Source organism: Arthrobacter sp. SLBN-112 (genome assembly GCF_006715225.1).
Lineage (GTDB): Bacteria > Actinomycetota > Actinomycetes > Actinomycetales > Micrococcaceae > Arthrobacter.
In genome coordinates this window covers 1568254-1594093 of the sequence record NZ_VFMU01000001.1, presented here as the reverse complement: position 1 = coordinate 1594093, position 25840 = coordinate 1568254, and the positions used below count along the sequence as shown (strand labels likewise).

The window sequence follows — 25840 nt, the reverse complement described above, 5'->3', positions numbered from 1 at the left end:
TCCCGTACTTAAGCTTGCGCCCTCCCCCGGCTTCAAAGTTCCTACAAATGCGCCTATTGTCTGAAATACCAGACGCCTGCCACCCATCCTGCCTTCGTGCCTATGTGGATAACCTGGCCGAGTTCAGATGGTGAGCACAACTTTGCCGCGTGCCCACCCCTCATGGAGGTACCGGATGGCGGCCGGGGCTTCCGCAAGGGGAAAGACTTTATCCACCGCGGGCTTGACGCTGCCGGCTTCCATCAGCGATGCAAGAGCCTCCAGGTCCAGGTGCGTTTCCTTTGCCACAAGCCCTTTGAACTGCCGCCCGGAAAACAGGGAGACCAGTGGGGCAACAAGGGACCGCTCAAATCCGCCGGTCAACTTGCCGCCCCCTTCGCCGCCAATGATCACCAGAGTGCCCTTGCGTACGAGCAGGCGGCGCAGGAAAGACAGCGGGCGGTTGCCGGCCGCGTCCAGGATAAGGTCGTATACCTTTCCGGCGCCCGCGATATACGTCTTGGTGTAGTCAACAACGGCATCCGCCCCGAGGGAGCGCACCAGCTCAACCTTGCCCGTGCTGCACACGCCTGTCACCTCTGCTCCAAAGGCTTTGGCCAGCTGGACCGCAAAGGAGCCCACTCCCCCGCCCGCGCCGAGGATCAGCACCTTCTGGCCGACGGTGATTTGGCCGGCGTCGCGGACAGCCTGCAGGGCGGTGACGCCGGAAATCGGCGAAGCCGCCGCTTCTTCGAAGGAGAGGTGGGCCGGCTTGCGGGCCAGCTTGTCCTCCTTGGCGCAGACATACTCGGCAAAAGATCCCTCGCAGGTCCCGAACACCTCGTCCCCAGGAGAAAAACGGGCCACCCCAGGCCCCACGGCTTCCACCACACCGGCCACTTCCCGGCCACGCACGGGAACTTTCGGCTTCTTCAGGCCGTAGCCGAAAAGCCGGACCAGATATGGCAGCCCGGTCATCAGATGCCACACGCCCTGGTCCACGCCCGCAGCCCGCACCCGGATCAGCACCTCACCGTCGGCGGGATCCGGCCGGCCGATGTCCCGCAGCTCCAGCACGTCTGCCGATCCATAGACGTCCTGCACGATTGCTTTCATCATCGATCTCCTTCGGGCTTGCTGGTACGGGGGCACAAGGTGAAGCAGTGCATCCGCCCGGTTACCGGCGGCCCCTCACGGTATGGAATAGCCGGAGTCGAGTCAAGGGGTGTGCGGGGTGGTCGGGAAAAGAAGCTGTTCGTCTGGAATGAAAGACACCAACCCGCCGTGAGCCTCATCACGGTGCATCCGGAAATGGTCTGCTGGTTAGCGGCTCCCCTCCCAATGACGAGAAGGTATTTGCATGCAACCAGCTCCAACCCCAACCCGGACCGAAACCGCGGCGGAACAGCACAACCCAACGGCCGTCGTTGGACACGTCCTCAACAGGGGCCTGAACGTGCGGCACATCCGCTTCATGGCCCTGGGATCGGCAATCGGCACCGGCCTCTTCTACGGCTCGGCGTCCGCCATCCAGAAAGCCGGCCCGGCCGTCCTGCTGGCGTACATCATTGGTGGCGCCGCCGTCTTCATGGTGATGCGGGCCTTGGGCGAAATGGCCGTCCGGCACCCGGTCTCCGGCTCCTTCGGCCAGTACGCCAGCCGCTATCTTGGCCCGCTGGCAGGCTTCATCACCGGCTGGACCTACGTGTTCGAAATGGCCATCGTAGCCATCGCGGATGTCACCGCCTTCAGTATCTACATGGGCTTCTGGTTCCCGCAGGTGGACCGGTGGATCTGGATCCTGGCGATCATCTTCTTCCTGGCCGGACTTAACCTGCTGAGCGTCAAGGTCTTCGGCGAACTCGACTTCTGGTTCTCGCTGATCAAGGTCGCGGCCATCATCGCCATGATCGCCGGCGGCGCTGCCATCATCGTCTTCGGCTTCCAGGCCGCCGATTCAACCGTCACCCCCGGCCTGGGCAACCTCGTGGAGCATGGCGGGTTCCTCCCGTTCGGCTTCGAAGGGCTGCTCGCGTCCTTCGCCGTGGTCATGTTCGCCTTCGGCGGGATCGAGACCCTGGGCATCACCGCCGGTGAGGCCGCCGACCCCAAGAAGGTCATCCCCAAGGCAGTCAACACCGTCCCCGTGCGCGTGCTGCTGTTCTACGTCCTCACCCTGGGCGTCCTGATGAGCCTCTTCCCGTGGGACCAGATCGGCAGCAACGGCAGTCCCTTCGTGCAGATCTTCAGCGGGCTGGGCATCCCCGCGGCACCCCACATCCTGAACGCCGTGGTGATCACCGCCGCGCTCTCCGCCATCAACAGCGACATCTTCGGTGCCGGGCGCATCCTCTTCGGGCTCTCCAACCAGGGCCACGCGCCGGCCGCCTTCGGCAGGGTCTCCCGGCACGGCGTCCCTTGGATGACCGTAGTCATGATGGCAGGAATCCTGCTGGTGGGGGTGGTCCTCAACGCCGTCATTCCGGAGGACGTGTTCCTGGTGATTGCCTCGATCGCAACGTTCGCCACGGTTTGGGTGTGGGTGCTGATCCTCGCCTCCCATGTGGCGATGAAGCGGGAAATCGCCCGCGGAGGCCTGCCGGCGTCGGAATTTCCGTCCCCGTGGTGGCCTGCCGCCTCCATCCTCACCATCGCGTTCATGGTGCTGGTGATCGCCGTCCTGGGCGCCTTCGAGGACACGCGGATCGCCCTGTACGTGGGCGCCGCCTGGCTGGGACTGCTGGTGGTGGCCTACCGCCTGTGGATCAAAGGTGACGGCCGACGCCGGGCCCACCTTGAGGACGAGACGTCGCCACTGCCGGTGGTCAGGACTGCCCGCGACGACGGGTAGGCACGTCCCGTAACGCCAAAAGGTGCCCGGCCCCCACAAGGGGCCGGGCACCTTCGTTTTCCAGCCTTATGCCGAAGCGGCGGCGGCCCGGACCGCCTGGCTGAGCGACGTCGTCGGACGCCCAATGAGCCTCCGGAGATCACCGGTGCTGACCAGGAGGTCGCCGCGCGCAATGCCGAGGTCCGAATCCGCCAGGATTTCCGCGAACGCCTCCGGCACCCCAACGCCGGTGAGCAGGCCAACGTAGTCGTTGGCGGGCAGGTCGTTGTAGCTGATGGCCTTTCCGGTGGCCGCGCTGATCTCGGAGGCGAGGTCCGCCATGCTGAAGGCCTCATCGCCGCCGAGCTCGTAGACCCTGCCGGCCTGGTCATCGGCCACCAGGACCGCGGCGGCGGCATGGGCGTAGTCGGCCCGTGCGGCCCCGCTGACCTTGCCCTCCCCGGCACTGCCCGCGAGCGCGCCCTGCGCGAGCGTCCCCGGCAGCTGCTCCGTGTAGTTTTCCAGGTACCAGCCATTGCGCAGCAGGACGAAGTGGACACCGGATTCGCGCAGCAGCGCCTCCATGGCCTTGTGTTCGCCGGCCAGCTTCATGGACGTGGTGTCCGCATTGGCGATGCTGGTGTAGGCCAGCAGCTCCACGCCGTCGGCCTTGGCGGCATCAATCACGGTGCGGTGCTGTTCCACCCGCTGTCCCACTTCGCTGCCGGAAATCAGCAGCACCCGACTCGCACCCCTGAGGGCGGCGGCCACGGAACCGGCATCAGCGTAGTCCATCTGCTGCACCCGTACCCCGCGTGCTGCGAAGTCCGCCAGCTTTTCCACCGACCGGCCGGCAGCCACGATATCCGCAGCCGGTACCCCCTGCTCGAGGAGGGCTTCAAGAACGTGGCGGCCCAGCTGTCCGGTGGCGCCTGTCACAACGATGCTCACGATGGTTCCTTTCGGGGGTTTTGCTCTGTCGAAGGGCACAACCATGGCCGGGCAGCAGAACTTCCCGCTGGAGAGTACGCACTTTGAGGTAAGGTACTGACCCAGGAGTAAGTAACCGTACTTCCGGTAAGCTGATGGGCATGGAAACAGCACCGCACGCGGCTCCCCTCCCCCAGGCCTTTGCCGACGGCGTGTTCCCGGCAGGTTGCCCCAGCCGGACCCTGCTGGACCACATCACCAGCAAATGGGGGGTCCTGATCCTGATTGCGCTGTCCGAGGGTGACCAGCGGTGGAGCGACCTGCGGCGGCGGGCCGAGGGAATCAGCGAGAAAATGCTGGCCCAGACGCTGAAGACGCTGGAGCGTGACGGCCTGGTCAGCAGGAGGGCCCAGCCGGTCATCCCGCCCCGGGTGGATTACAGCCTCACGGAGCGGGGCTACGAATTGAGTGCCCTCCTGGTGCCGCTCGTGGCCTGGGCATTCGACAACGCCGAGGAGATCATCAACGGAGTTCCAGAGAGCAAGTAATGCCCCTCCAGAAACTCGAGTACCTGTTACTGATGTTGCTGGTGTGATTAGTGCCTAGCGTGAGCGTACGGTGGCGGCCGGAATGGGAGGACCATCCTCTGCTGGGAGCGTTCCGGCCAACCAACACCGTTAGCGGGCGGCATGTGCCGCCCGGAGGAGTTGGTGACATGGCCAGGGACCACTACGCACCGGATCTTTCGCATTTGGGCCAGCCGCTCAGCGTCGGCGATGCCCTGGCCCGGGCCCTGCGCCGGACGCTGGACACCTTCAGCCCGCGCTGCCGTTACCGGGTGGGTGACACTGTCATCGGCGACGACCCCTTCAGCGGCAGGCGCGAAGGGGTCGTCGTGTGGCGGGACAGGCGGTCAGTGGGGGTGAAGACCACCTACGGCGTCTTCTTCTTCGACCACCGGCTGGTCAGACCCTCGGATTGAGGCTGCCGCGGGGCTGGCCCAGGCAGGCCTACCGCGCGGACCAGCCCCCATCCATGGTGTAGCTGGCGCCGGTGACCATGCCTGCGTCCGCGGAAGCCAGCCAGGACACCAGGGAGGCAACCTCTTCCGGCTCCACCAGGCGCTTGATGGCGGACTCGGTGAGCATCACCTTGGACAGGACCTCGGACTCGGGAATGCCGTGCACCTGGGCCTGGTCCGCGAGCTGCTTTTCCACCAGTGGCGTGCGCACGTAGCCGGGGTTCACGCAGTTGGAGGTGACACCGTGCTCCCCGCCCTCCAGCGCCGTCACCTTGCTCAGCCCTTCCAGGCCGTGCTTGGCGGAGACATACGCGCTCTTGAACGGAGAGGCACGGATACCGTGCACGGAGGAAATATTGATGATGCGGCCGAACCTGTTGGCATACATGTGCGGCAGCGCCGCCCGGATCAACAGGAACGGGGCCTCCAGCATCAGGGTAATGATCCTGCGGAACTCCGCGGGATCGAACTCCTCAATGGGGCTTATGCGCTGGATCCCGGCATTGTTGACCAGGATGTCGCAGTCCAGGCTGAGGGTGGACAGGGCGTCAAGGTCCAGCAGGTCCACACTCCACGCGGTGCCGCCCACCTCATCGGCGAGCGTCGCCGCAGCGGCGGAGTCGACGTCGGCCACCACCACTTTCGCTCCCCGTGCGGCAAGTGCGCGCACGCACGCAGCGCCGATTCCGCTGGCACCGCCGGTGACCAGCGCCTTGCGTCCATTCAACGTGTTGTCCATGGCAGTTCTCCTTCGTGCGCCCGAATGGTCCATCAGCTCAATAATTCAGGAGGCGGCACGGCCGGCACGGGCCCGGGTGCCGCCCAGCAGCGGCTCAGCTGCGCGTGGCGCTGAGCAGTCCCTCGCGGGCGGCGTCTTCCTTGTCCACGTCCTCCAGGGCGATGCCCTTGGTTTCCTTCAGGCTCAGCACGGCCACGCAGGTGATGGCGCAGGCCACCACCAGGTAGATGGCGGTGGGCACCCACGAGCCGGTGTCCTTGAGCCACTGGGTGGCCAGCAGCGGCGCCAGCGAGCCGGCGAAGATGGAGGTGACCTGGGAACCGAGGGAGGCGCCGGAGTACCGCATGCGGGTGGGGAACATCTCGGCCATAATGGCAGGCTGCCCGGCATACATCAGGCCGTGCAGGCACAGGCCGATGGTCACGGCAAGGACGATGACCAGGGCGTTCCGGGTGTCGAACATGGGGAAGGCGAAGAACGGCCAGGTGGCACCAAGGACGGCGCCGGCCAGGTAGACGGGCTTGCGGCCGATCCGGTCCGCCAGGCGGCCGTACTGCGGAATGACGGCGAAGTGGATGACGTGCGCGATCAGCAGTGCCAGCAGCAGCGATGAGGTGTCGTATTTGTGCACGCTCTTGAGGTAGACAATGGCGAAGCTGACCACCAGGTAGTACATGATGTTCTCCGCGAACCGCAGGCCCATGGCCTGGAAGATGCCCTTGGGGTACTTGCGGAGCACCTCGAACACGCCGTAGCTGACCGCCTGTTCCTTTTCCACCAGTTCCTTGGCTTCGAGGAAGATGGGTGCTTCGCTGACGTTGGTGCGGATGTAGTAGCCCACGAAGACGATCACGGCGGAGAGCCAGAAGGCCACGCGCCAGCCCCAGCCAAGGAAGGCTTCGCTGGTGAGCGTGGTGGACATGATGTACAGCACCAGGGTGGCCAGCAGGTTGCCCACCGGAACGGCGGCCTGGGGCCAGCTGGACCAGAACGCACGGGTCTTGTTCGGGCTGTGCTCGGCCACGAGGAGGACTGCACCGCCCCATTCGCCGCCCAGCGCGAAGCCCTGGATGAACCGCAGGAACACCAGCAGCGCGGGAGCCAGGTAGCCGATGTCGGCGAAGCCCGGGAGGCAGCCCATCAGGAACGTGGACACGCCGATGATCACGATGGTGAGCTGCAGGGTGGGCTTACGGCCCAGCTTGTCGCCGATCTGGCCGAAGACAATCCCGCCGAGCGGCCGAGCGACGAAGCCCACGGCGTAGGTGAGGAAGGCCTGGATGATCCCGTCCAGCTCATTGCCGGTGGCGGGGAAAAAGTACTTGCCAAAGACCAGGGTGGCCGCGGTTGCGTAGAGGAAGAATTCGTACCACTCCACCACCGTCCCCACCGTGGAGGCGGCAACGATTTTCTTCAGTCCTGATCCTTTGGGTGCATGCCCGGCCTCGTTGGCCCGGCGTTGCTCAATGCTCATGGTTCTCCTCAGTGTCCACATTGACACGCGCTGTGATCTCCAGCACAAGTGGCTCAGATGAGTATTGCTGCACAATCGGGGCACTTCAATGCCCAAAGCGGCACGAAACGTGTGCACAATTGCAGATATGAATGCCAACCCCGACGACCTCCTGGTCCTGCTCGCAGTATCACGCTCCGCAAAGTTCACGACGGCGGCGCAGGCGCTGGGCTTGAACCACACCACGGTTTCCCGCAGGATCGCCGCCCTGGAGAAAGCGCTCGGCGGCCGGGTGCTGTCCCGGGCCGCAGGCGGCTGGGAACTGACGGAGCTTGGCGAACGGGCCGTGCGGGCGGCGGAGCAGGTGGAGGAGGTGCTGGGCACGCTGGGACCGGCGGGCCAGGCACCCGACCCGATTACCGGCGTCGTGCGGATGACCGCGACGGACGGCTTCAGCGCCTACATTGCCGCCCCCGCTGTGGCCCGCCTGCGCCGGGACCATCCGGGCCTGAGCGTGGAAGTGGTGACCATGACCCGCCGTGCCCTGCAGCAGCGGTCCGGGCTGGACATCGAGGTGGTGGTGGGCGAGCCACAGGTGCACCGCGCGGAGGCCATCCGGCTGGGCGAATACCGCCTGGGAATGTATGCCTCCCGCGCTTACCTGGCGGAGCACGGGACGCCGACCACCGTGGCCGAACTCAATGCGCACCCGCTGGTCTATTTCGTGGATTCAATGCTGCAGGTGGACGACCTTGATGCGCCGCGGCGGCTGGTTCCGGCCATGCGGGACGGCCTCACCTCCACCAACGTGTTCGTCCACGTGGAGGCCACGAGGGCCGGGGCGGGTGTCGGGTTCCTGCCCTGCTTCATGGCGGACCTGCACGATGACCTGGTCCGGCTGCTGCCCGACAAGATCGGCGAGCTCCTCCCCTACTGGCTGGTGCTGCGCCCGGATTCGCTGCGCCGCCCCGCCGTTGCCGCCGTCGTGCAGGCCCTCCGGAAACGCATGGCGGAGCACCGCGAAGCGCTCCTGGGGCGGGGCTAAACCTCATCGATTGCTCCGTACTTGTCGTTTAGGAGCCTGAAAACGACGTTTACGGAGCAGTCGATGGGGGTGCCGGCGGGTCGTGGCGGACTGGTGACCCGGCCGCGAACGCCCGAACCTGGGCGTCGTCCCAGAGGTGCGCCGGGACGGCACCGCCCAGCAGCCGGCGCCGGAGCTGGGGGTCGTCAACGATCGGCTCGTCGCTGCCCGCCATCACCATGTTTCCGTACCGCCGGCCCTTCAGCATGGCGGGATCGGCAATGATCACCGTGTGCCTGAAGGCGGCCGCGATGGTGGCCGCGTCCTCGCGGGCGTTCCGGAGGTCGGGGGCGTCACCGGAATTGGCCAGGTACAGGCCGCCCGGGGCAAGGACCCGTTTGACGTGCCGGTTGAATTCCGTGGTGGTCAGCGGGCGCGGGGTGTGGGCGCCGGCAAAGACGTCGCGGATGATGAACTCCCGGGTGTTGGCCGTCAGGGTCTCCGTCACGGCCCGGGCCTCGCCCACCCGGATCCGGAGCAGGGGCGCCTTGGGAAGGTCGAACCAGTTGCGGACGTACTCGGCGAGCTTCCCGTCCAGTTCCACCACCACCTGGCGCGCGTCCGGGTAGGCTGCGGCGAAGTAGCGTGCCATGGAGCAGGCGCCGCCGCCCAGGTGCAGCCCGCGCAGTTTTGCCGATGACGCGTCCGACGGCGGCCAGCGGGACTCGACGAGCGCCGCCATCCACCGCATGTACTCGAAGTCCAGGAACAACGGATCGGCGAGGTCGATGTGCGAGCTCATGACCCCGTTGATCTTCAGGAGCCAGCCGGTGGAGTTGTCCTGGTCCGCCACCAGCTCGCAGTCACCGGTATCGATGTAGTAGACGCCCTCCACCGGGCCGCTTTGGCGGGAGCCCGCGGGCACGTGCACCACACCTGCCACCGCACGGATGCTGTTCCGGCCGCCTGACCTTCCGCGTTTTGCCATTACCCGTGCCGCGCTTCAGTCATGCTTCAACCTTAGTTGGTGGGCACTGGGCCTTTAGTTCGTGGGCAGTGCCCCTTCGCCGTCGCGGATCCGTTTCACCACTGCGGTGGTGGACCGTTCAGCCACGTAGTCCAGGATGGCTACCCGGCCGCCGTACTCCTCCACCGCCGGGGTCTCCGCCAGCATCTCGGGCGTGTAGTCCCCGCCCTTGGCGTAGACCTCAGGCCGGAGCCGCCGGATGAGCGGGGTGGCCGTGGGGGTGTCGAACACCGTCACGTAGTCCACGCAACTGAGCGCGGCCACCACTGCTGCGCGGTCCGCCATGTTGTTGATGGGCCTGCCCGGGCCCTTGAGCCTGCGCACCGAATCGTCGCTGTTCAGCGCCACCACCAGGATGTCGCCCAGCTGCTTGGCCTGGTTGAGGTACCTGGTGTGGCCGCTGTGCAGCACGTCGAAGCAGCCGTTGGTCAGCACGATCCGCTGCCCCTGCGCACGGTGCACCTCGATCTGCCGCTCCAGTTCGTCCCCGGTCAGGGCTGTATCGGCGAAGGCCTCCAGGTAACGGCTGAGCTGGGCGGTACTGCACACGGAAGTGCCGGGCTGGTGGACCACCACGTCCGCGGCCGACTGGGCCAGGTCCAGGCTGGCGGTCAGCGGCAGTCCTGTGGCACGGGCCAGGGTGAGGGCGGCGACGAAGGTGTCCCCTGCCCCGGACGCCTGCTTCTCAGCGGCCGGCCGGGCCCACGTCCGGTGCCGCACGCCGTCGGGCATCAACAGCACGGTTCCGTCCCGGTCGAGGGTGACCACCACGGCCCGCGCACCGGTTTCCTGCAACAGTGCCGCAGACTCCGCGGCCACGGCCTCCACCCGTTCCTGCCCTTCCGGCAGTTTCCGGTCCAGGATCCGGGCGGTTTCCTGCGCATTCGGGGTCACCAGATCGGGCCGCACTGCGGCCCAGGGCCGCGGATCATGCGCGTCAACCACCACCAGCGGACGGTTCCCGCCGGCAGCGTCAGGTCCGAGGACGCCGGCAAGTGCCGTGCGCACCGGGTCCGCCACCACGCCGGTTCCGTAGTCGCACACCAGCACGGCGTCCTGGCGTTCGACGGCGGCACGCACCGACGCGGCGAGCGCGGCCAGCGCGTCGGCCGGGACGGTCCTGGCCGCGTCATCGAGGCGCAGCATCACCTGCCCACCGCTGCTGATCCGGATCTTGGTGGTGGTCACCATGTCCGGGTGGGTGAGCAGGTGTTGGACATCGATGCCTGCGGCGGCAAGTTGTCCGCGGAGGTCCTCGCCGGCGTCGTCGGAGCCGATGATTCCTGCCACCGACACCTTCGCTCCCAAGGCGGCGAGGTTCATGGCGGTGTTGGCTGCGCCGCCGGGAACCGATTCGCGGGACTGGATGTCCACCACGGGGGCCGGGGCTTCCCGGCAGAGCCGCTCGATGCTGCCGCTCCACCAGCCATCGAGCATCACATCGCCGATGACCAGGATGGAAGGCTGTTCCGCGGCCAGCCGGCCGGGGAGCCAGTCGGACAGTGCCCGCTGGGTGGACAGGTCGATGGATTCCGGGGACTCACTCATGGCAGGTCCTGTCCCTCGGTGCTGATGATGGAATCCGGGCCGTCCTCTGGGCCGGCCGCCGGCGGCGCCGCAATGTGCACCACTTTGACCTGGCTGAACTCGTCCAGGAGTTCAGGCCCGTAACCGAACCCGGCACCACTCTCGCCGCGGGGCTGGGCTGCGCCGCCGGGGGCACCGCCGAACACCGCATTCACCTTTACGGTCCCCACGGGGAGTGCGGCCACTGCCTTCTGGATGTGCGCGATGTTGCTGCTCAGGACGGTGGCAGCCAGTCCGTACCTGCCGCTGCACGCCAGGCGCAGTCCGTCGTCGAACGTGTCCACCACCTGCACCGGAGCCACGGGTCCGAACGTTTCCTCGGTCATGACCTGCATGGTTTCGGTGCAGTCCAGCAGGACGGTGGCCGGGTAGAACGAGCCCGGTCCGTCCGGAAGCGCACCGCCCTCAATCGCCCGTGCGCCCTGGGCCAAGGCCTCGGTGACGTGGGCATGGACTGCGTCGCGCATCCGCAGGTCCACCAGCGGTGCCACGCTGCCGCTGTTGTTCCGGAGCGCGGCCTCCGCCTCCAGGGCTTTGGAGAACTCGGCGGCGATGTCCTTGTGCACGTAGATCCGTTCCACAGACGTGCAGATCTGGCCGCTGTTGCTGAAAGCTCCGATGGCTGCCTGCTGGGCGGCCCACCCGGGGTCTACGTCGCGGTCCACCAGCAGGGGATCGTTGCCGCCGTTTTCCCTGAGCACGTGCGCACCCGTGAGCGCAGCGGCCCGGGCGATCCGGGCACCGGAGGCACTGGACCCTACATGGGCGATCACGTCCACCTCAGCCTGTGACAGCGCCGCACCCACGTCGGCACCGCCGGAGATGGTCTGGAACACGCCGGCCGGAAACGCCGGTGCCAGGACCTCGCCCAGCGCCTCCCCCAGCCGGGGGCAGCGCTCGCTGGGTTTGTGGATGACGGTGTTGCCCGTGACCAGTGCAGCGCCGATCAGCCCGCAGGCCACGGCCACCGGATCGTTCCACGGCGTCAGCAGGACGGCCACGCCCCGGGGTTCGGCCAGGGTGTAGTCCGAGGCCAGCCGGTTGCCGCGGAGGCTGTGTCCGCGGTGGACCGGGCCCAGTTCCGCGTACTGTTCCAGGGTGGAAACGCCGGCGGCAATACCTGCCAGCGCTTCTTCCTCCGGACGGCCGGTCTCACTGGCGTTCAGCCCCGCGAGCTCCCGGGCCGCCGCCTCCAGGGCTTTGGCGGCCGCCTTGAGGGCTGCACCCCGTTCGGCAGGTGCGGTTGCCGCCCAACCCGCTGCCTCACCGCGCGCCACGCTGACGGCATGGCTGACTGCCTCCGGTCCCGCTTCGGGCACCGTCCAAAGCACTTCACCGGTGCGCGGATCCTGGATGGTGATGCCGGAGCCCTCGGCTGTCTGGTTGCCTGCGGTTGTTTCAGTGGCTGTGGTGGGCATGGTGTTCCTCCCGCCTTTCAGGTGCTGGATATGTCGTAATGTCGCTGGTTCGGCTGCGGCCGTCAAGGTGCTGTGGCCGGTGACGGCTTAGGGCCAGGAGCCCTCTTCCTCGTGGCAGATCAGCATTTCGCGGACCTCGCAGCCGGTGGGCTGGTTAAGGGCGAACAGGATGGCCTGCGCAGTGTTGGCGGGGTCGTTGAGCCGGGAATCGTCCTGCGGCTTGTACTGTTCGGTGCGGTCGTCGAAGAACCTGGTCTTCATGCCGCCGGGGATCATGGTGGTGACGCCGATTTCGCCGCCGGTTTCCGCGGCCAGTGCGTGGCTGAACCCCACCACGCCGAATTTGGAGGCGCAGTAGGCGGTGGCATCAGCCACGGCGCGCTTGCCCAGGGTGGACGCCACGGTTACCACGCGGCCGTGGGTTTCCTTGAGGTAGGGCAGGGCGGCGCGCACCACGGAAACGGTGCCCATCAGGTTCACCCCGATGACCTTTTCCCACTCGGCCGCCTCCACGTCGGCGAGCTTGCCGCAACGGTCGATCCCGGCGGCCGTGACCACCGCGTCCAGGCCGCCCAGGCTGTCCGCGGCTTCACGGACAACCTTCTCCACGGCCGCGCGGTCCGCGACGTCCACTTCGAACGCCTTCACGCCGGAGACGCTGCTGATGTCGCGGTCCAGGACCACCGGGGTGCCGCCTGAGCGGAGGACGGCGTCGACGACGGCGGCTCCGAGTCCGGAGGCGCCTCCGGTAACCAGGACGCGGCCGGGAGTGGTGGATGCGGTTGCAGTTGCTTCTGCAGTCATGGTGTTCCTTTCAAGAGGGAAAACAAGTCAATGGGGCAAACAAATCAACGGACAGGGGCGGTTCAGCTGACCTTGGCGAGGGCGTCCGCCAGGCCCGTGGTGGAGCGGGCGGGGTGGAAGGGGACGGTGAGGCAACGGCCGCCCCAACTTTCCACCAGGTCCGCCTCCGGCAGCTTGGCTCCCTTGTAGTCGCCGCCCTTGACCCAGATGTCGGGACGGAGCCGGTCCAACGCGGCCTCGGGCGTGTCCTCGTCGAAGACCATCACCGCGTCCACGCATTCCATCGCCAGGAGCAGTTCCGCCCGGTCGTGCTGGCCGATGATGGGACGCTCCGGCCCCTTGAGCCGCCGTACCGAGTCGTCGGAGTTGAGGCACACGATCAGGCAGTCCCCCAGCTCGCGGGCTGCCGTGAGGGACCGGATGTGACCGGCGTGGATCAGGTCGAAGCAGCCGCCGGTGGCAACAACTTTTCCGCCGCTTTCGCGCACTGAACGGGCCAGCAGCAGCGGTTCGGTGGTCCGCCGGCCGGCGGCCGGTGCCGGATGGCCGGCGGCAGCGTCGGCCCCTGGAGTGTCCGGCAGGGCCGAGACTCCCCCGGCCGCCAGGAAATCCGCGGCGTCATGCACTGCCAAGGCGGCAGCGTCGGGCAGGTCGCGGCCGGCGAGAAGGTGCACGGCCAGACTGGCTGCCAGGCGGTCGCCTGCCCCGCAGGGATCGCCTGCTTCCACCCTTGGGGCGGGAACGGCACGGGCAGCAGCATCCCCCTGCCGCAACAGGACCGCCCCTTCCTCGCCCTTGGTCACCAGCACGGCCTGGCTGCGCCACCGCTTGAGCAGGATTTCCGCCACGGTGTCTGCCGAGCCTGCCGCGCTTCCGGGACCAGCCTGGATGGCGGCCTTGGTGGCTTCGGAAATGTTCGGAGTCACCACGGCCACACCGGGCACCGGTTCCGGCCCCGAGGGGTGCGGGTCCCAGATAATGGGCACCTCACCGGCGAGCCGGGCCAGTAGGTCCCGCAGCTGCGGGTTCGCAGCCAGTCCCCTGCCATAGTCCGCAACGATGACCACGCCGGCATGTTCCACGGCGCGGAGCATGGCGGGGCTGACATCCGGAACCGGCGTCTTTTCACAGCCCTGGTCAAAGCGGACCACCGGATGCGAACCCGCCCGGACCCGGGTCTTGACCGGCGAGGGATAGCCGCTGGTCCCTGCGACCAGCCGCACGCCGGCGAGGTGCGCACGCAACTGGCTGCCGGCGTCGTCATTGCCCAGGACTGTGACCAGCGTGACGGGCCAGCCGTCCTGGGCCAGCATGCGCGCCACCAGGCCTGCACCGCCAGCGCGGCGGCGGACGCCGGAAACGTCCACGACGGGCACCGGGGCGTCCGGGCTCAGCCGGGTGGCTTCACCGGAAAGGTCGACGTCGAGCATCACGTCGCCCACAACCACGATCCTCATGGCCGGCCCCCTCTCGGGAAGCCGGGGACCACGGCTGGGGTGTGGCGGGCAACTTCCAGGTCGAAGGCCCGGCAGATGGCATGCAGGGCGATCAGGTGCCCTTCCTGGGCGTTGGCGTTGAGGGCGTCAATCATGACCGCCTCATCGCAGGCCTCCGCCAGCGGGTTGGGTCCGCAACCGGTGAGCGCCCAGGTGGTCACGTTGAGCCGGGACGCCGTCTCCGCGGCGCGCAGCAGGTTGGGGCTCTTGCCGCTGGTGGACAGCAGCATCAGTACGTCGCCGGAACGGGCATGGGCCCGGACCTGCCGGGCGAAGACCTCGTCGTAGCCGTAGTCGTTGGCGATTGCGGTGACCGCCGACGATTCGGCATGCAGGGAGATGGCGGAGAACGGGACCCGCTCGCTGTCGAACCGGCCCACCAGTTCGGCGGTGAGATGTTGCGCCTCCGCGGCTGAGCCGCCGTTGCCGGCGGCCAGCAGCCGCTGCCCCCGCAGCAGGCGCGTGGCCAGCTCCACGCCCCAGGCGGCGAGCCGGCCGGACTGGCTGCGGAGCGAATCCAGGGCAGGAACCACGTTGTCCAGGTGCGTGCGAACGGCGTCGGCGCTGGCCGCATCCACGAAGGTGGCGCCAGGGAGCACCGCAGGCAACGACGGGGCTGCAGTCAGGGTGCGGAGGTCGGCCTGTCGCAGGGACGCTTCGCGCACGGACGATTCACGCAGGGATGATTCTGCAGTCACAGTGCGGCTCCTTCCATGGGTACGTTGCCGGCCGAAGCGCCGGCGTGGGCGCCGGCAATGGCCAGCTGGTAGGCCTTTTCGGTTTCCGCTGCCACCCGGTCCCAGGAGTACCGGGTGCGGGCGCGGCGTTCTCCGGCCTGGCCGAGTTTTGTCCTGAGGGCAGGGTCTTCCAGCAGCAGTGACAGGGCCGATGCGATGGCCTCCGGGTCCCGCGGCGGGACGTGCAGGCCGGTGGTGTGGTCCACCACCGTGTCCCGGAGCCCGCCAACCGCTGCTGCCACCACGGGGATGCCGCAGGCCATGGCCTCCAGCGGAACGATGCCGAACGGCTCGTACCAGGGTGCGCACACCACGGCGTCGGCGCTGCGGAAGATACCCGGCATCTCCGAACGGGATACCTGCCCCTGCAGGGTCACCTGTTCAGACACGCCGAGTTGAGCGGCGAGGTCCAGCAGGCGGCGGATTTCCGGGTCGGCGTGCATCACGTTGGTGTCTCCGCCGCCGCCCACGATCAGGAGTTCGACGTCGTCGAATCCTGCCGCCTTGAGGTACGGGAGCGCGCGGATCACCAGGTCCACGCCTTTGCGTGGCACCAACCGCCCCACCGACAGGACGCGGTAGCGGCGCTTCCGTGGTGCCACCGGGCCATCCGCCGAGAAGAAGCCCAGGTCCACGCCGCAGGGCGCAATGGAGATCTTGCCGGTGGCGATGCCCATGGCTTTTAGCTCGAAGACCTCGTCGGAGCAGGTGGCGATGATCCGGTCCGCGGAGCGGCCTACTCCGGGTTCGAGCCAGCGGCGCGCCTCGGGGCTGGTGTCCTCGGCGCCCTGGTGCCGCCGCTTGACGGTGCCCAGCGCGTGGAAAGTCTGCAGCATGGGCACGCGGTACCCCATGTCGGGGCGCCTGGCGGCGTCCAGGGCCGCCAGGCCGGACATCCAGAAGTGGCCGTGCACCACGTCCGGTGGCCGGTGCCCCCAGTCCCTGGCCACGCCGTCCGCGAGTTCGCCCATATAAGGCAGCAGCTCATCCTTGGGCACGTGCCGGGCGGGCCCGGCGTCCACGTGGACCACTTCGAAGCGGCGCCCCACCCGGACCCGTGCGGGGAGCTCCGTTGCGTCCCTGCGGGTATAGACGGTGACATGGTGGCCGCGCTTGGCAAGGGCCTCGGACAGCGCGGCAACGTGAACGTTCTGCCCGCCGGCATCTACCCCGCCCAATGCCGCCAGCGGACTGGCGTGTTCGGAAATCATGGCGATCTTCATGGTGTCTTCCTCTCCCGCGCCGGAACGAGGATCCGCTCGTTCGGCCGCTCGTTAACGGGGTGCCGCGGCCGGTGCCGCAGGTCCGCCAGGAGCTCATCCCAGCGGTCCTGGAACTTCCCCAGGCCGTAACGCTCCAGCGCCGCCTCCCGGGCGGCGACTCCCCGCCGTCGGGCTTCATCCGGGTTGGCGACCAGCCGCGCCGCACAGCGGAGCAGCTCGTCGACGTCGGCGGAGACGACGCCCGCTTCCTGCGGCACCGCCCGTGGAGCCTCAGTGGTGGCAAGCACCACCACCGGCATGCCCAGGTGCATGGCTTCCAGCAGGGACAGCCCCAGCGAGGTCCAGCGCATCGGGTGGACATAGACCCGGCAGCCCGCAAGTTCCCGGTGCAGCTCCCGGGTTTTCAGGTCGCCCCGGGACGTCAGGCGCGAAGCCTCGATTCCGGTCGCTGCGGCCAGGCCCTCGGTCTTCATGCCGAACACCTGCAGCGGTGCCACGGACGCGAAGGCCGGCAGCAGGTCGGTTCCTGTTACCCGGCCGCGTCGCACCGGTTCGTTGACCACTACCCCCAGTTCCGGCAGCTCACCGGTGTAGAGCTGTCCGGGGTCCGGGATTCCGTGCTCGATCACGGTGGTGGGAGCGGACCCGTTGTCCCAGGCCAGCCGGTTGAAATGGGTTACGTGGACAACGGGGATGCTGTCTTGGTCCGCGAGCGGGTGGCTGGTGTTGGGGAAATTGCCTTTGGGCGTGTTGTGCTCCACGAACACGGCCGGAAGGTCGACGCCGGGCATCCGTCCCAGGGTTCGGAGCACTTCGTCGATCTCTTCCGGGCGCTGGAGGACGACGGCGTCCACCGCCTCGGGGTCGAGCGTCGCCAGGTCCACCTCCCGCACTGATTCCGGCCAGTCCCTGCCGGCGCGGCCCAGCCCCCACGCTCCACCTCCCGGCAGGACGGGAAGCAGGTACTCATGACGGCCGCGGACAAAGGCGTCCGTCCAGGAACCGTGGACATGCCAGAGCAGGATTCTCATCTGTTGCGGGCCTTTCTACGGGTGCTGACGTGGGTGCTGAAGGAGCTCACTCCGCTGATCAGGCGTTCCACCGCTGCCACCACTTCCTCCGGCGATACCGAGTCGAGGCAGGGGTGGCCCGGCACGGGGCAAACCCGGGCGCGGGACATGCGGCAGGGCGCGTTCTGGTCCCCGAGGAGTTCCAGGGGCACGCCATACGGGGCCCAGCGGATGGCCGGGACCACGGGCGAAAACAGGCACGCCACCGGGGTGCCCACCGCGGCAGCCAAGTGGGCCGGCCCGGTGTTGCCGCTGACCACGGCATCGGCGCCGGCCATGACGCCCGCCATGGTGGAGAGGTCGGTACGCCCGCCCAGGTCCAGGGCCGAGGGGCCGGCCACCGTGGCGGTCAGCGACTTTTCGCCGGGGCCGCCGGTCACCACCACCCGGTAGCCTGCGCCCTGGAGGAGTTCGACGGCGGCGGCATGGTGCAGCGGGGGCCAGGCCCTGGCAGGGACGGCGGCTCCGGGGTGAACAACAACATAGGGTTCCTCACCTACCAGGCCTGTCACGTCGGGCACCGACTTCACGTGCAGCTTCCCGTCGTCGCCGGCGGGGAGCCGGAAGCCCGCCGCCCCGGCAATGCCCAGTGCCCGCTCCGCCTCGGGCTGGTCTTCAGGGAAGTCCTCACCCGGTTTGAGGCGCACATCCAGCAGGGAGCCGGCGTAGTCAGTGGAGGCGCCGGTGATGCGCTCCACGCCCGCCAGCCGCAGCAGCAGGGCCAGCGGCAGCGGCGACTGGTGGAAGGACGTGAGGATGACTGCTTCGGTGATCCGGGAATTCCGGACGTATTCGATCAGCCGGTCAGCGTGCGGCCCGGTCATCTTGGGCGCCGGGTTCATGATCCAGGGGCTGTCCCAGCTGTAGACCTCGGCCACGCCGGGGAGCAGCGCCGCAGCAGCTTCACCCTGCCTGCCGCACAGCATCACCACGTGGTTGGTGCTGCCACCATACTGGGCCCGGCCGTTGGCTACCGCCCGCACGGCAGGGCCTGACAGCAGGACGTCGCCCATGCTGTCCAGCCGGGCCACCAGGACGCGCCCCATCAGGGCGTCCCCTGCAGCAGGCCGACGGCGGACGCCAGGTCCGGGGCCACCAGCCGCGCCGCGGCCACTTCCTCGGCACGGGTCACGGGTGTGGGAACCAGGACGCCGGTGGCACCGGCAGCCTCGGCAGCACCCACGTCGGCGCCGATGTCCCCGATCAGGGCGGCTTCCGACGCCTGGATGCCCAGCTTGCGGCAGGCGCTGTGGACCATTCCCGGGGCGGGTTTGCGACAGGCACAGCCGTCCTGCTCGGCATGCGGGCACACTTCCCACACGTCGAAAGGACCGAGCAGTTCTTCCACCCGGGCGTTCACTTTTGCCACGTCCGCGGCCGTGATCAGCCCACGGGCAATCCCTGACTGGTTACTGACCACGCCGGTGGCGATGCCGGCCGCCCGCAGGTTGTCCAGTACTGCCTTGGCGCCGGCCATCGGCCGTACTTTGCCGGGGTCCCCGTTGTACGGCACATCGACCACCAGGGTCCCGTCCCGGTCGAACAGGACAGCCCGGAGCTTGGAGGTTTCAGAGCTTCCCATAAACGGACCGTTCCCTCCTGCTGCTGCTCCTAAACAGGGCCACGGGCTTTTTCAGCCGCAGGACCAGGTTCTTTTGGGCGGTTGAACAGGCAAGATAGGAATTCGGCTGCTGCAGATACTCCTTCCGGGGCCCTCCGCAGCCCCTCTGCGCTCCCGGCGTTAACGTGCTGCCGGAAGGGGCCGGCCGCCGTCGTCCATTGCCTGTTGCCCGTGCAGGGCTCGCCTTACCTTGCCCTGGTACCGCCCAAGCGGCGGCCGACTCCTGCGCCGGCGTGTCCGTTCCTGGCTTCCTGGAAGGACGTGACGTGATTGGCTGACCGGCCTGCCTGCGCAGCCCGGGACGGCGCTCCACCGCCCGCGGCGTCTTCCCGCGCACCGAACTGGGCGCTGGCCTCAAGGCGCCGCTGAAGCTCCACCAGCACCTTGGCCAGGCGGCGGGACACTTGCATCTGGGACATTCCCAGCCGTTTGCCCAGCTGCACCTGTGTCTCCTCGCAGAAATAGCGCCGGTACAAGAGCTCCCTGTCCGAGTCGTCCAGGTCCTGCATGGCGTCACGCAGGCAGGCGAGTTCCTCGAGCCGCTCCAGGGGCGTCTCAGGGCAGGCCAGGACCTCACCGATGGACGGAGCATCGGAATTGGGGTTCACTGCGTCAAGGGAATCCGGGTGCATGCTGCTGGATGCCGAGATGGCCTCCTGCACCTCCGCCGGATCAGTTCCCAGCTCACCGGCCAGCTCGGCAACACTCGGGTTCCGTCCCAGCGCCTGGGTCAACTCCGGTTCTGCCCGGAACAGCCGGGTCCGCAGGTCCTGGATATGGCGCGGCGGGCGCACAACCCACGTCCGGTCGCGGAGATACCTCTTGAGTTCACCGGTGATGGTGGGTGCGGCGTAAGCGGGGAAGCTCTCGCCCTTGGCCTGGTCGAATCCGCGGGCGGCCTTCACCAGGCCCAGATAGGCCACCTGGTTCAGGTCCGCCCGCTCCCGGCCGCGGGCCTCAAAACGGGCAGCGAGGGCCTCGGCGAGGTCCAGGTACCGTAGGACCAGGTCGTTTTCGAACGTTTCCCGCAGCCTTCCTGAGGTGGCGGGAGGAGTTGGTTGTTGTGCCGGCTGGGACTGTTGACGGTGGACAGGTGAAGCGTCCACGGCAAAAGCGGCAAAGGATTCGGGCATGAGTGTTGGTTTCCCTCGATCTGGTTCCGAAAGCCTGCGGCAAGACTTAGAAGTAGGAAATCATAAGGTTGCTTATAAAACAATGCTTCTCCGCTATAGGCTCGTCATGTAGGGCCGCAACCAGTCCAAACCTGCCAAGGAGTCGTTGCCATGCGCATTGCCATCACCGGGGCCAGCGGAAATGCGGGAACAGCACTGCTGCGCAACCTGCAGGGCCAACTCGCCCATAAGCCAGGGAGCCTGCAGCTGGTGGGGATCAGCCGCAGGTTGCCCGACACGGCCCGGGAGCCCTATGGCGGCATGGAATGGCACACCCTCGATGTGGGCCTGGACCAGGACAGGCCAGCGCTGGAGAAAGCACTTGAAGGGGTGGACTCAGTGGTCCACCTGGCGTGGCAAATCCAACCGAACCACAACCTCCCGCTCCTGCACCGGACCAATGTCACCGGCACGAAGAACGTCCTCGAAGCTGCCGCAAAAATGCGCGTGAAGCAGGTGGTGTGCGCGTCTTCCGTTGGCGCCTACAGCAAGGCGGACAAGGACCAGCGCAGGGATGAGTCCTGGCCTGCAACAGGAATGGCCGGCTCGCACTACAGCCGCCACAAGGCCGAGCAGGAAAAGCTCCTGGACCAGTTCGCGGCCGCGGAACCGGAAATTTCCGTTGCCAGGCTCCGGCCGGCGCTCATCTTCCAGGGCAAGGCGGGAAGCGAAATCGGAAGGTATTTCCTGGGAAACATATTTCCGCGGCTGGTACCGCGCAAACCCTGGGTTCCACTGCTGCCGGTTCCAGGGAACCTGATCTTCCAGGCGGTCCATGCTGACGACGTTGCAGAGGCCTACTGGCGGGTGGTGGACCAGCGGGCCAGCGGCGCCTTCAACATCGCAGCCGAGCCGGTTTTGGACCCCCAGGAACTGGCCCGCATCCTGGGCGCCAAGAGAATCCTCCCCATTCCCATGCGGCTGCTTCACACCGTGGTGGACCTCACCTGGCGGGCACGTATCCAGCCCACGGACTCGGGTTGGGTGGAGATGGCGGCGGGCGCGCCCATCATGGATACCAGCCGCGCACAAAGGATCCTCGGATGGGAACCACGAGTGTCATCGGTGGACGCGGTCAAGGAACTCCTCGCGGGCATGGGGACGGGGGAAGGCGTTAATCCTTCCCCGGTCCTCAAACCGCGGCGGCCCTAGCCTTCGCTCCACCTGCAGCCGGCACAAATATGGCCGCTGTATTGGTGGTGCCGTTCGGGCTGCTGTATTTGTGCCGCCTTCCCGCCGGCCTCAGATGCGCGGATTTTCCTCCCCGCGGACATCACGCTCCGCGGCGGTACTTGTATTTCCCGTCGCGGTGTCGTTCGCGTCACGATGGCGCCGCCGCTCGGATTCTGCTTCCGTCATCTCTGCAGGCGTATCCGTCCTGGTGCCGCCGGCAAGGGTGTCATGGCTTCCGCGGTCCTTCTGTCCCCCGTCGGCATGGCGGCCATCCCTGTACGCCGCGTCCCGGTCGATATCCCGGACAGCACCTGCTTCGGCAGCTCCACGCCCGTCATGGCCGGCGTCTCGATGCTGCACAGGCCGTCCATCATTGCCCTCAACGCGGTCCCGCCGGCTGCCATCCCTTCCGACGTCAGGGTCAAGTTCATCCGCTTTCCGGGTGCGGCTGGCAACATCACCCCGCAGGGACTGGGCCTCATGGGCCCGCTGCTCGGCCTCCTGCCGAAGGCGGGCAGCGTCAACCTGCGCCTGCTCCGCATCGGCACGCGCGCGGATGGCCTTGGCCTCGCGCTCGCGGGCGTCGATTTCCATGTTCTCGGCTTCACGCCGGATCTCGGCGGCCTTTTCCCGGTGCTCCTGGTCGCGTTTCTGCTGCATGGCCTTGCGGCGCTTTCCGCCGGCCAGAAGGAGCACCACGATCAGTGCCACCACAACAATGGCAACTATCACCCATACCCATGGAGCTGTATCCATGTTTCCCACCACTTTCCACTTCGTTGTGACCGGGCAGGCCCTCGCCATTCCGGCTGACATTTTTGGAACGGTTATAACTCGCTTAGCAAGGGTACTTACTTTTTATTAGTAACCATGCTTATCATTTTACGGCCAGTATTGCTGGTTCTTGATCAACAACCGGCCTTCTTGGAAAGAGAGAGCGAAGATGACAGAGAACCAATGGCCCGAGGACCCCGCTTACACGACTCCTCCGGGCAGTACAGGAATTCCGGGTGAGCGGGAGGCCACCACCTTCCCGTCAACCGCCGGCCCCTACACGGGCGAGGCCGGAACCGGCTACGCCACGACCGATCAAACCTCTGCGTCCTCGCGCAAAGAGGCTGCCAAGGAAGAGGCAGCCGACGTGGCCCGCACTGCCGCCGGGTCCGCCCAGGGAGTAGCCCAGACGGCCAAGGGCGAGGCTGCGAACGTGGCCCATGAGGCCAAGGCCAACGCCCAGGACCTGCTCCACCAGGCGAAGTCGGGCCTGACCAGCCAGGCCGGCACCCAGCAGCAGAAGGCTGCCGAGGGCATCCGGAACATTTCCAGCCAGCTGCACAGCATGGCCAGCGCACCGGACCAGCAGGGCATGGCGAGCGATTTGGTCCGGCAGGCAGCCGATCGCACGTCCTCCATGGCCTCCTGGCTGGAGAACCGGGAGCCGGGCGACCTCCTGAACGAGGTCCAGCGGTTTGCCCGCAACCGGCCCGGAACGTTCCTGCTCCTCGCCGCCGGCGCCGGCGTCCTGGCAGGACGCCTCACCCGCGGACTCACCGCAGGCGCCCCCGACTCATCCTCCAGCACGTCCACCGGAACCAGGGCGGGTCTCTCCGGCCAGTACTCCGGCACCCCCTACGGTGACCAGTACAACCAGACCACCCCCGTTGCCGGTGGAACTGTGCCCCCGCCGCCGGTCCAGCTCCCCGGCCCGGCCACCACGACGGCAGGGTATGACGGCGGTGCACCGGGCAGCAGCTACCCCGAGGCAGCGGGTCCGGCCAGCGGCCTCGACAGCCCGCAGCTGGTGGAGGAACCCTGGTCCGGGAACCAGCTGTCCGACGACCCGCTGCGCGACCGCGCACTCGCCGACGATCCCATGGCCAATGACCCCCTCACCCAGGACCGCACCCGGGGTGGCCAGACGGGTGGTCTGTGATGAGTAGCCAGATTCCGGAGATGCCGCCGAGTGAGGCGCATATGAAGGCGGACAACGCGTCCCTGGGCGAGTTGCTGGGGGATGTGACCCGGGACCTGTCCACCCTGATGCGCCAGGAAGTGGAGTTGGCCAAGGCCGAACTTAAGCAATCCACCTCCCGGGCAGGGAAAGGCGCCGGCATGCTCGCCGGCGCCGGCGTGGGCGGCCACTTCGTCCTGCTCTTCCTGTCCCTGGCCCTGATGTGGGCCCTCGGGGCCATCATGCCCCTGGGCTGGTCCGCGCTGATCGTCGCCGTGGTCTGGGCCATCATCGCCGCGGTCCTGGCCTCCATCGGCCGCAAGGAACTCAAGCAGATCAAGGGCCTGCCCCAAACCGGGGAAACCCTCTCAGAAATTCCCCCAACCCTAAAACCAGGTGAGGTAAACCGATGAGCGAAAACCCTGACGTCATCCGCGCAGACATAGAAGCCACCCGGGCACGGCTGGGCACCAACGTGGACGCCGTGGCAGACAAGGTCACCCCGTCCAACATCGTCCACCGCCAAACCGACAAAGTAAAAGACGCCGTGACCGGGGTGAAGGAGAAAATCATGGGAGCAGCAGACACCGCCACCACCAAGGTCCACGACACGACCTCCACCGGCGCCGGACACACCACCAACGCCATGCACTCCGCCGGCGACAGCCTGCACCAGGCACAAGATACCGTCTCTGCCAAACTCAGCGACGCCGGCCAGGCCGTCTCCGCCGCCCCGGACCAGGTCAAAGCCAAAACCGCCGGGAACCCCCTGGCCGCCGGGCTGATCGCGTTCGGCGCCGGCATGCTGGTCTCCTCGCTGATCCCGGCAAGCCAGAAGGAACGCGAAGCCGCGGACCAGCTCAAAACCGCAGCCCAGCCCCTGGCCACCCAGGTCACCGACGCCGCCAAGAACATGGCCCAGGACCTGAAGGAACCAGCCCAGGAAGCCATGGAAAACGTCAAGGCCACCGCCACCGACGCCGCCCAAAACGTCAAAGCCGAAGGCCAAATGGCCGCCGCCGACGTCAAGGACCGCGCCACCGACGCCAAAGACAACGTCCAAAACACCTAACCAGCCCACCGCGGCTCGCAAGGCAACAGTTCTGTTCGACAGGCCGGCACCGCCACCCGCGGGCCGGCCTGTTCGCTTCGCCCCTGATTGAGAGGACGCCCCATGGCCACTCACGACAACTCCGAGACCAGCACCGCCAAGGCGGGCCAGGCTCCGGATCCGAATGACTCAAGGAAACCGGGCAGCCCGAGTGACCTGGATAAGCCGTCCTGGAAGTACATCACCAGGAAGACTCTCCGGGAGTTCAGCAAGGACCAGTGCCCCGATTTGGCAGCAGCCCTGACGTACTACGCGGTCCTGTCGCTGTTCCCGGCCATCCTGGCACTTGTGTCCTTGATAGGGCTCTTTGGTGACCCGCAGAAGACCACCGACGCGCTCCTGAAAATCGTCAGCGGTTTCGTCCCGGCCGAGACGGTTGACACGGTAGGTGGAGTGGTGGCGGACTTGGCAAACGCCCCGGCGGCAGGATTCACCCTGATCATCGGCCTCGCCACCGCACTCTGGTCCGCATCCGGTTATGTGGGCGCTTTTGGGCGCGCCATGAACCGGGTCTACGAGGTGGATGAAGGCCGTGCGTTCGTCAAGCTTCGCGGGACCATGCTGGCGGTCACGCTCCTGGCCGTGGTCATTGTTGCCATCCTCGCCGGCATGCTGGTCCTCAGTGGCCCAGTTGCTGAGGCGGTTGGGGGACTGATCGGGCTCAGTGGAGTCTTCCTCACCGTTTGGAACATCGCCAAGTGGCCGGTCATGATCGCGCTCATCATCGTGATCATCGCAGTCCTCTACTACGCGACCCCCAATGTCAAGCAGCCCAAATTCAAGTGGATGAGCATGGGTTCCGGCATCGCACTGTTCGTCTTCCTGCTGGCCTCGGTGGGTTTCGGGTTCTACGTAGGCAACTTCGGAAACTACAACAAGACGTACGGCACCCTGGGTGGTGTCATCGTGATGCTGCTGTGGCTCTGGATCCTGAACATGTCGCTGCTCTTCGGTGCTGAATTCGACGCCGAAGTGGAGCGCGGCCGTCAACTCCAGGCGGGTATCGAGGCGGAAGAAACCATCCAACTGCCGCCGCGGGACACCAAGAAAAGCGAGAAGCTGCAGAAGCAGATTGAGGAAGACGTCAAGCACGGCCGCGAACTCCGGGAAAAGTACGCCTCGGAGAACGGCGAGGGCGCCGACGAAAGCCAGGACGGGCAGAACGGCGAGGATCACCGTGAGCCGCACCGCGACCGGGTCCGCGAGAAGGTGCAGCACCGTGCGGGCAATGGGGAAACCGACGACGACGGCCGGCCAAGAGGGAGGGCTTAGCCGGCGGATGCAGGCTTTGCAGTAAGTGGGACTAGGCAGGACCTTCAGGATGGAGGAAAATTCATCTTGAAGGTCCTGTTGGGTTTCCCGGGTTGTGTACACCCCGGGGCAATGCGGGGTCGGCGGTGAGATGGCCTCTTCTGAGACCGAGGCCAGTCCCCCCAGTCGCCGTCGGCCCCCCTTAAACTCCCCCATTCCTGGC

The 25840-nt window shown here is 67.2% G+C and carries 25 protein-coding genes; 9 read left to right on the top strand and 16 right to left on the bottom strand.

Annotated elements, in window-relative coordinates:
* Positions 1 to 123: 123 nt before the first annotated feature.
* Positions 124 to 1098, bottom strand: a complete 975-nt coding sequence (locus FBY33_RS07470; protein WP_327436746.1) for an NAD(P)-dependent alcohol dehydrogenase — start codon at positions 1096 to 1098, stop codon at positions 124 to 126.
* A 241-nt stretch (positions 1099 to 1339) separates the two neighbouring features.
* Between FBY33_RS07470 and FBY33_RS07465 the strand changes: the two genes are divergently transcribed.
* Positions 1340 to 2830 carry an amino acid permease gene (locus FBY33_RS07465; protein WP_142030025.1) on the top strand — a complete coding sequence of 497 codons (1491 nt, stop codon included), beginning with the start codon at positions 1340 to 1342 and terminating at the stop codon, positions 2828 to 2830.
* A 66-nt stretch (positions 2831 to 2896) separates the two neighbouring features.
* Here the strand turns inward: FBY33_RS07465 and FBY33_RS07460 are convergent, their stop codons facing one another.
* Positions 2897 to 3760 carry an SDR family oxidoreductase gene (locus tag FBY33_RS07460; protein ID WP_142030024.1) on the bottom strand — a complete coding sequence of 288 codons (864 nt, stop codon included), beginning with the start codon at positions 3758 to 3760 and terminating at the stop codon, positions 2897 to 2899.
* Positions 3761 to 3900: 140 nt separating this feature from the next.
* On the opposite strand from FBY33_RS07460, the gene FBY33_RS07455 reads away from it, so the two are divergent.
* Both FBY33_RS07455 and FBY33_RS07450 read left to right on the top strand, forming a co-directional pair.
* Entirely contained in the window at positions 3901 to 4287 is a 387-nt protein-coding gene (locus FBY33_RS07455) for a winged helix-turn-helix transcriptional regulator (RefSeq protein WP_142030023.1), read from the top strand.
* Between the two features lie 167 nt (positions 4288 to 4454).
* Positions 4455 to 4721, top strand: coding sequence for a hypothetical protein (locus FBY33_RS07450; RefSeq protein WP_142030022.1), 267 nt, complete (start codon positions 4455 to 4457; stop codon positions 4719 to 4721).
* Positions 4722 to 4749: 28 nt separating this feature from the next.
* On the opposite strand, the gene FBY33_RS07445 is transcribed toward FBY33_RS07450, so the two are convergent.
* The gene (locus FBY33_RS07445; RefSeq protein ID WP_142030021.1) at positions 4750 to 5499 is read right to left on the bottom strand and encodes a 3-hydroxybutyrate dehydrogenase; all 750 of its coding nucleotides are present in this window, start codon (positions 5497 to 5499) and stop codon (positions 4750 to 4752) included.
* Positions 5500 to 5593: 94 nt separating this feature from the next.
* Positions 5594 to 6973, bottom strand: a complete 1380-nt coding sequence (locus FBY33_RS07440) for an MFS transporter (RefSeq protein WP_142030020.1) — start codon at positions 6971 to 6973, stop codon at positions 5594 to 5596.
* Positions 6974 to 7100: 127 nt separating this feature from the next.
* Here FBY33_RS07440 and FBY33_RS07435 point away from each other — a divergent pair, with 127 nt between their 5' ends.
* The gene (locus FBY33_RS07435) at positions 7101 to 7997 is read left to right on the top strand and encodes a LysR family transcriptional regulator (protein ID WP_142030019.1); all 897 of its coding nucleotides are present in this window, start codon (positions 7101 to 7103) and stop codon (positions 7995 to 7997) included.
* A gap of 49 nt (positions 7998 to 8046) precedes the next feature.
* On the opposite strand, the gene FBY33_RS07430 is transcribed toward FBY33_RS07435, so the two are convergent.
* The 11 genes from FBY33_RS07430 to FBY33_RS07380 all read right to left on the bottom strand — a co-directional run bounded on the left by FBY33_RS07430 (position 8047) and on the right by FBY33_RS07380 (position 20092).
* The gene (locus tag FBY33_RS07430) at positions 8047 to 8964 is read right to left on the bottom strand and encodes a spermidine synthase (protein ID WP_142030018.1); all 918 of its coding nucleotides are present in this window, start codon (positions 8962 to 8964) and stop codon (positions 8047 to 8049) included.
* A gap of 54 nt (positions 8965 to 9018) precedes the next feature.
* Entirely contained in the window at positions 9019 to 10551 is a 1533-nt protein-coding gene (gene rfaE2, locus FBY33_RS07425; protein WP_142030017.1) for a D-glycero-beta-D-manno-heptose 1-phosphate adenylyltransferase, read from the bottom strand.
* Positions 10548 to 12008 carry an aldehyde dehydrogenase family protein gene (locus tag FBY33_RS07420; protein ID WP_142030016.1) on the bottom strand — a complete coding sequence of 487 codons (1461 nt, stop codon included), beginning with the start codon at positions 12006 to 12008 and terminating at the stop codon, positions 10548 to 10550. Before FBY33_RS07420 ends, rfaE2 begins: the two co-directional genes overlap by 4 nt.
* Before the next feature lie 87 nt (positions 12009 to 12095).
* Complete coding sequence (locus FBY33_RS07415) at positions 12096 to 12812, bottom strand: SDR family oxidoreductase (protein WP_142030015.1); 717 nt, start codon at positions 12810 to 12812, stop codon at positions 12096 to 12098.
* Between the two features lie 62 nt (positions 12813 to 12874).
* Positions 12875 to 14269: a PfkB family carbohydrate kinase gene (locus FBY33_RS07410; protein ID WP_142030014.1), complete on the bottom strand. Its 1395-nt coding sequence runs from the start codon at positions 14267 to 14269 to the stop codon at positions 12875 to 12877.
* A complete protein-coding gene (locus FBY33_RS07405) occupies positions 14266 to 14916 on the bottom strand; it encodes a D-sedoheptulose-7-phosphate isomerase (RefSeq protein WP_442858347.1) in 651 nt (216 codons plus the stop codon). Before FBY33_RS07405 ends, FBY33_RS07410 begins: the two co-directional genes overlap by 4 nt.
* Before the next feature lie 86 nt (positions 14917 to 15002).
* On the bottom strand, positions 15003 to 16268 hold the full coding sequence (locus FBY33_RS07400; protein WP_142030013.1) for a glycosyltransferase: 1266 nt from the start codon (positions 16266 to 16268) through the stop codon (positions 15003 to 15005).
* Positions 16265 to 17299, bottom strand: coding sequence for a glycosyltransferase (locus tag FBY33_RS07395; RefSeq protein ID WP_142030012.1), 1035 nt, complete (start codon positions 17297 to 17299; stop codon positions 16265 to 16267). The genes FBY33_RS07400 and FBY33_RS07395 overlap by 4 nt, the downstream gene beginning before the upstream one ends.
* The gene (locus FBY33_RS07390) at positions 17296 to 18384 is read right to left on the bottom strand and encodes a glycosyltransferase family 9 protein (RefSeq protein ID WP_142030011.1); all 1089 of its coding nucleotides are present in this window, start codon (positions 18382 to 18384) and stop codon (positions 17296 to 17298) included. Before FBY33_RS07390 ends, FBY33_RS07395 begins: the two co-directional genes overlap by 4 nt.
* Positions 18384 to 18920 (bottom strand): D-glycero-alpha-D-manno-heptose-1,7-bisphosphate 7-phosphatase, encoded by a 537-nt coding sequence (locus FBY33_RS07385; RefSeq protein ID WP_142030010.1) that lies wholly within the window; start codon positions 18918 to 18920, stop codon positions 18384 to 18386. The genes FBY33_RS07390 and FBY33_RS07385 overlap by 1 nt, the downstream gene beginning before the upstream one ends.
* A 224-nt stretch (positions 18921 to 19144) precedes the next feature.
* The gene (locus FBY33_RS07380) at positions 19145 to 20092 is read right to left on the bottom strand and encodes a sigma-70 family RNA polymerase sigma factor (protein WP_142030009.1); all 948 of its coding nucleotides are present in this window, start codon (positions 20090 to 20092) and stop codon (positions 19145 to 19147) included.
* Positions 20093 to 20242: 150 nt separating this feature from the next.
* Between FBY33_RS07380 and FBY33_RS07375 the strand changes: the two genes are divergently transcribed.
* Complete coding sequence (locus tag FBY33_RS07375) at positions 20243 to 21283, top strand: NAD-dependent epimerase/dehydratase family protein (RefSeq protein WP_142030008.1); 1041 nt, start codon at positions 20243 to 20245, stop codon at positions 21281 to 21283.
* 90 nt (positions 21284 to 21373) lie between these two features.
* On the opposite strand, the gene FBY33_RS07370 is transcribed toward FBY33_RS07375, so the two are convergent.
* Entirely contained in the window at positions 21374 to 22060 is a 687-nt protein-coding gene (locus FBY33_RS07370; protein WP_142030007.1) for a hypothetical protein, read from the bottom strand.
* A gap of 187 nt (positions 22061 to 22247) precedes the next feature.
* Here FBY33_RS07370 and FBY33_RS07365 point away from each other — a divergent pair, with 187 nt between their 5' ends.
* The 4 genes from FBY33_RS07365 to FBY33_RS07350 all read left to right on the top strand — a co-directional run bounded on the left by FBY33_RS07365 (position 22248) and on the right by FBY33_RS07350 (position 25638).
* The gene (locus FBY33_RS07365; protein WP_142030006.1) at positions 22248 to 23237 is read left to right on the top strand and encodes a hypothetical protein; all 990 of its coding nucleotides are present in this window, start codon (positions 22248 to 22250) and stop codon (positions 23235 to 23237) included.
* Positions 23237 to 23668 (top strand): phage holin family protein, encoded by a 432-nt coding sequence (locus FBY33_RS07360; RefSeq protein ID WP_200831324.1) that lies wholly within the window; start codon positions 23237 to 23239, stop codon positions 23666 to 23668. Before FBY33_RS07365 ends, FBY33_RS07360 begins: the two co-directional genes overlap by 1 nt.
* Positions 23665 to 24327: a DUF3618 domain-containing protein gene (locus FBY33_RS07355; RefSeq protein ID WP_142029605.1), complete on the top strand. Its 663-nt coding sequence runs from the start codon at positions 23665 to 23667 to the stop codon at positions 24325 to 24327. Before FBY33_RS07360 ends, FBY33_RS07355 begins: the two co-directional genes overlap by 4 nt.
* Positions 24328 to 24429: 102 nt before the next feature.
* Entirely contained in the window at positions 24430 to 25638 is a 1209-nt protein-coding gene (locus tag FBY33_RS07350; RefSeq protein ID WP_142030005.1) for a YihY/virulence factor BrkB family protein, read from the top strand.
* Positions 25639 to 25840: the final 202 nt, after the last annotated feature.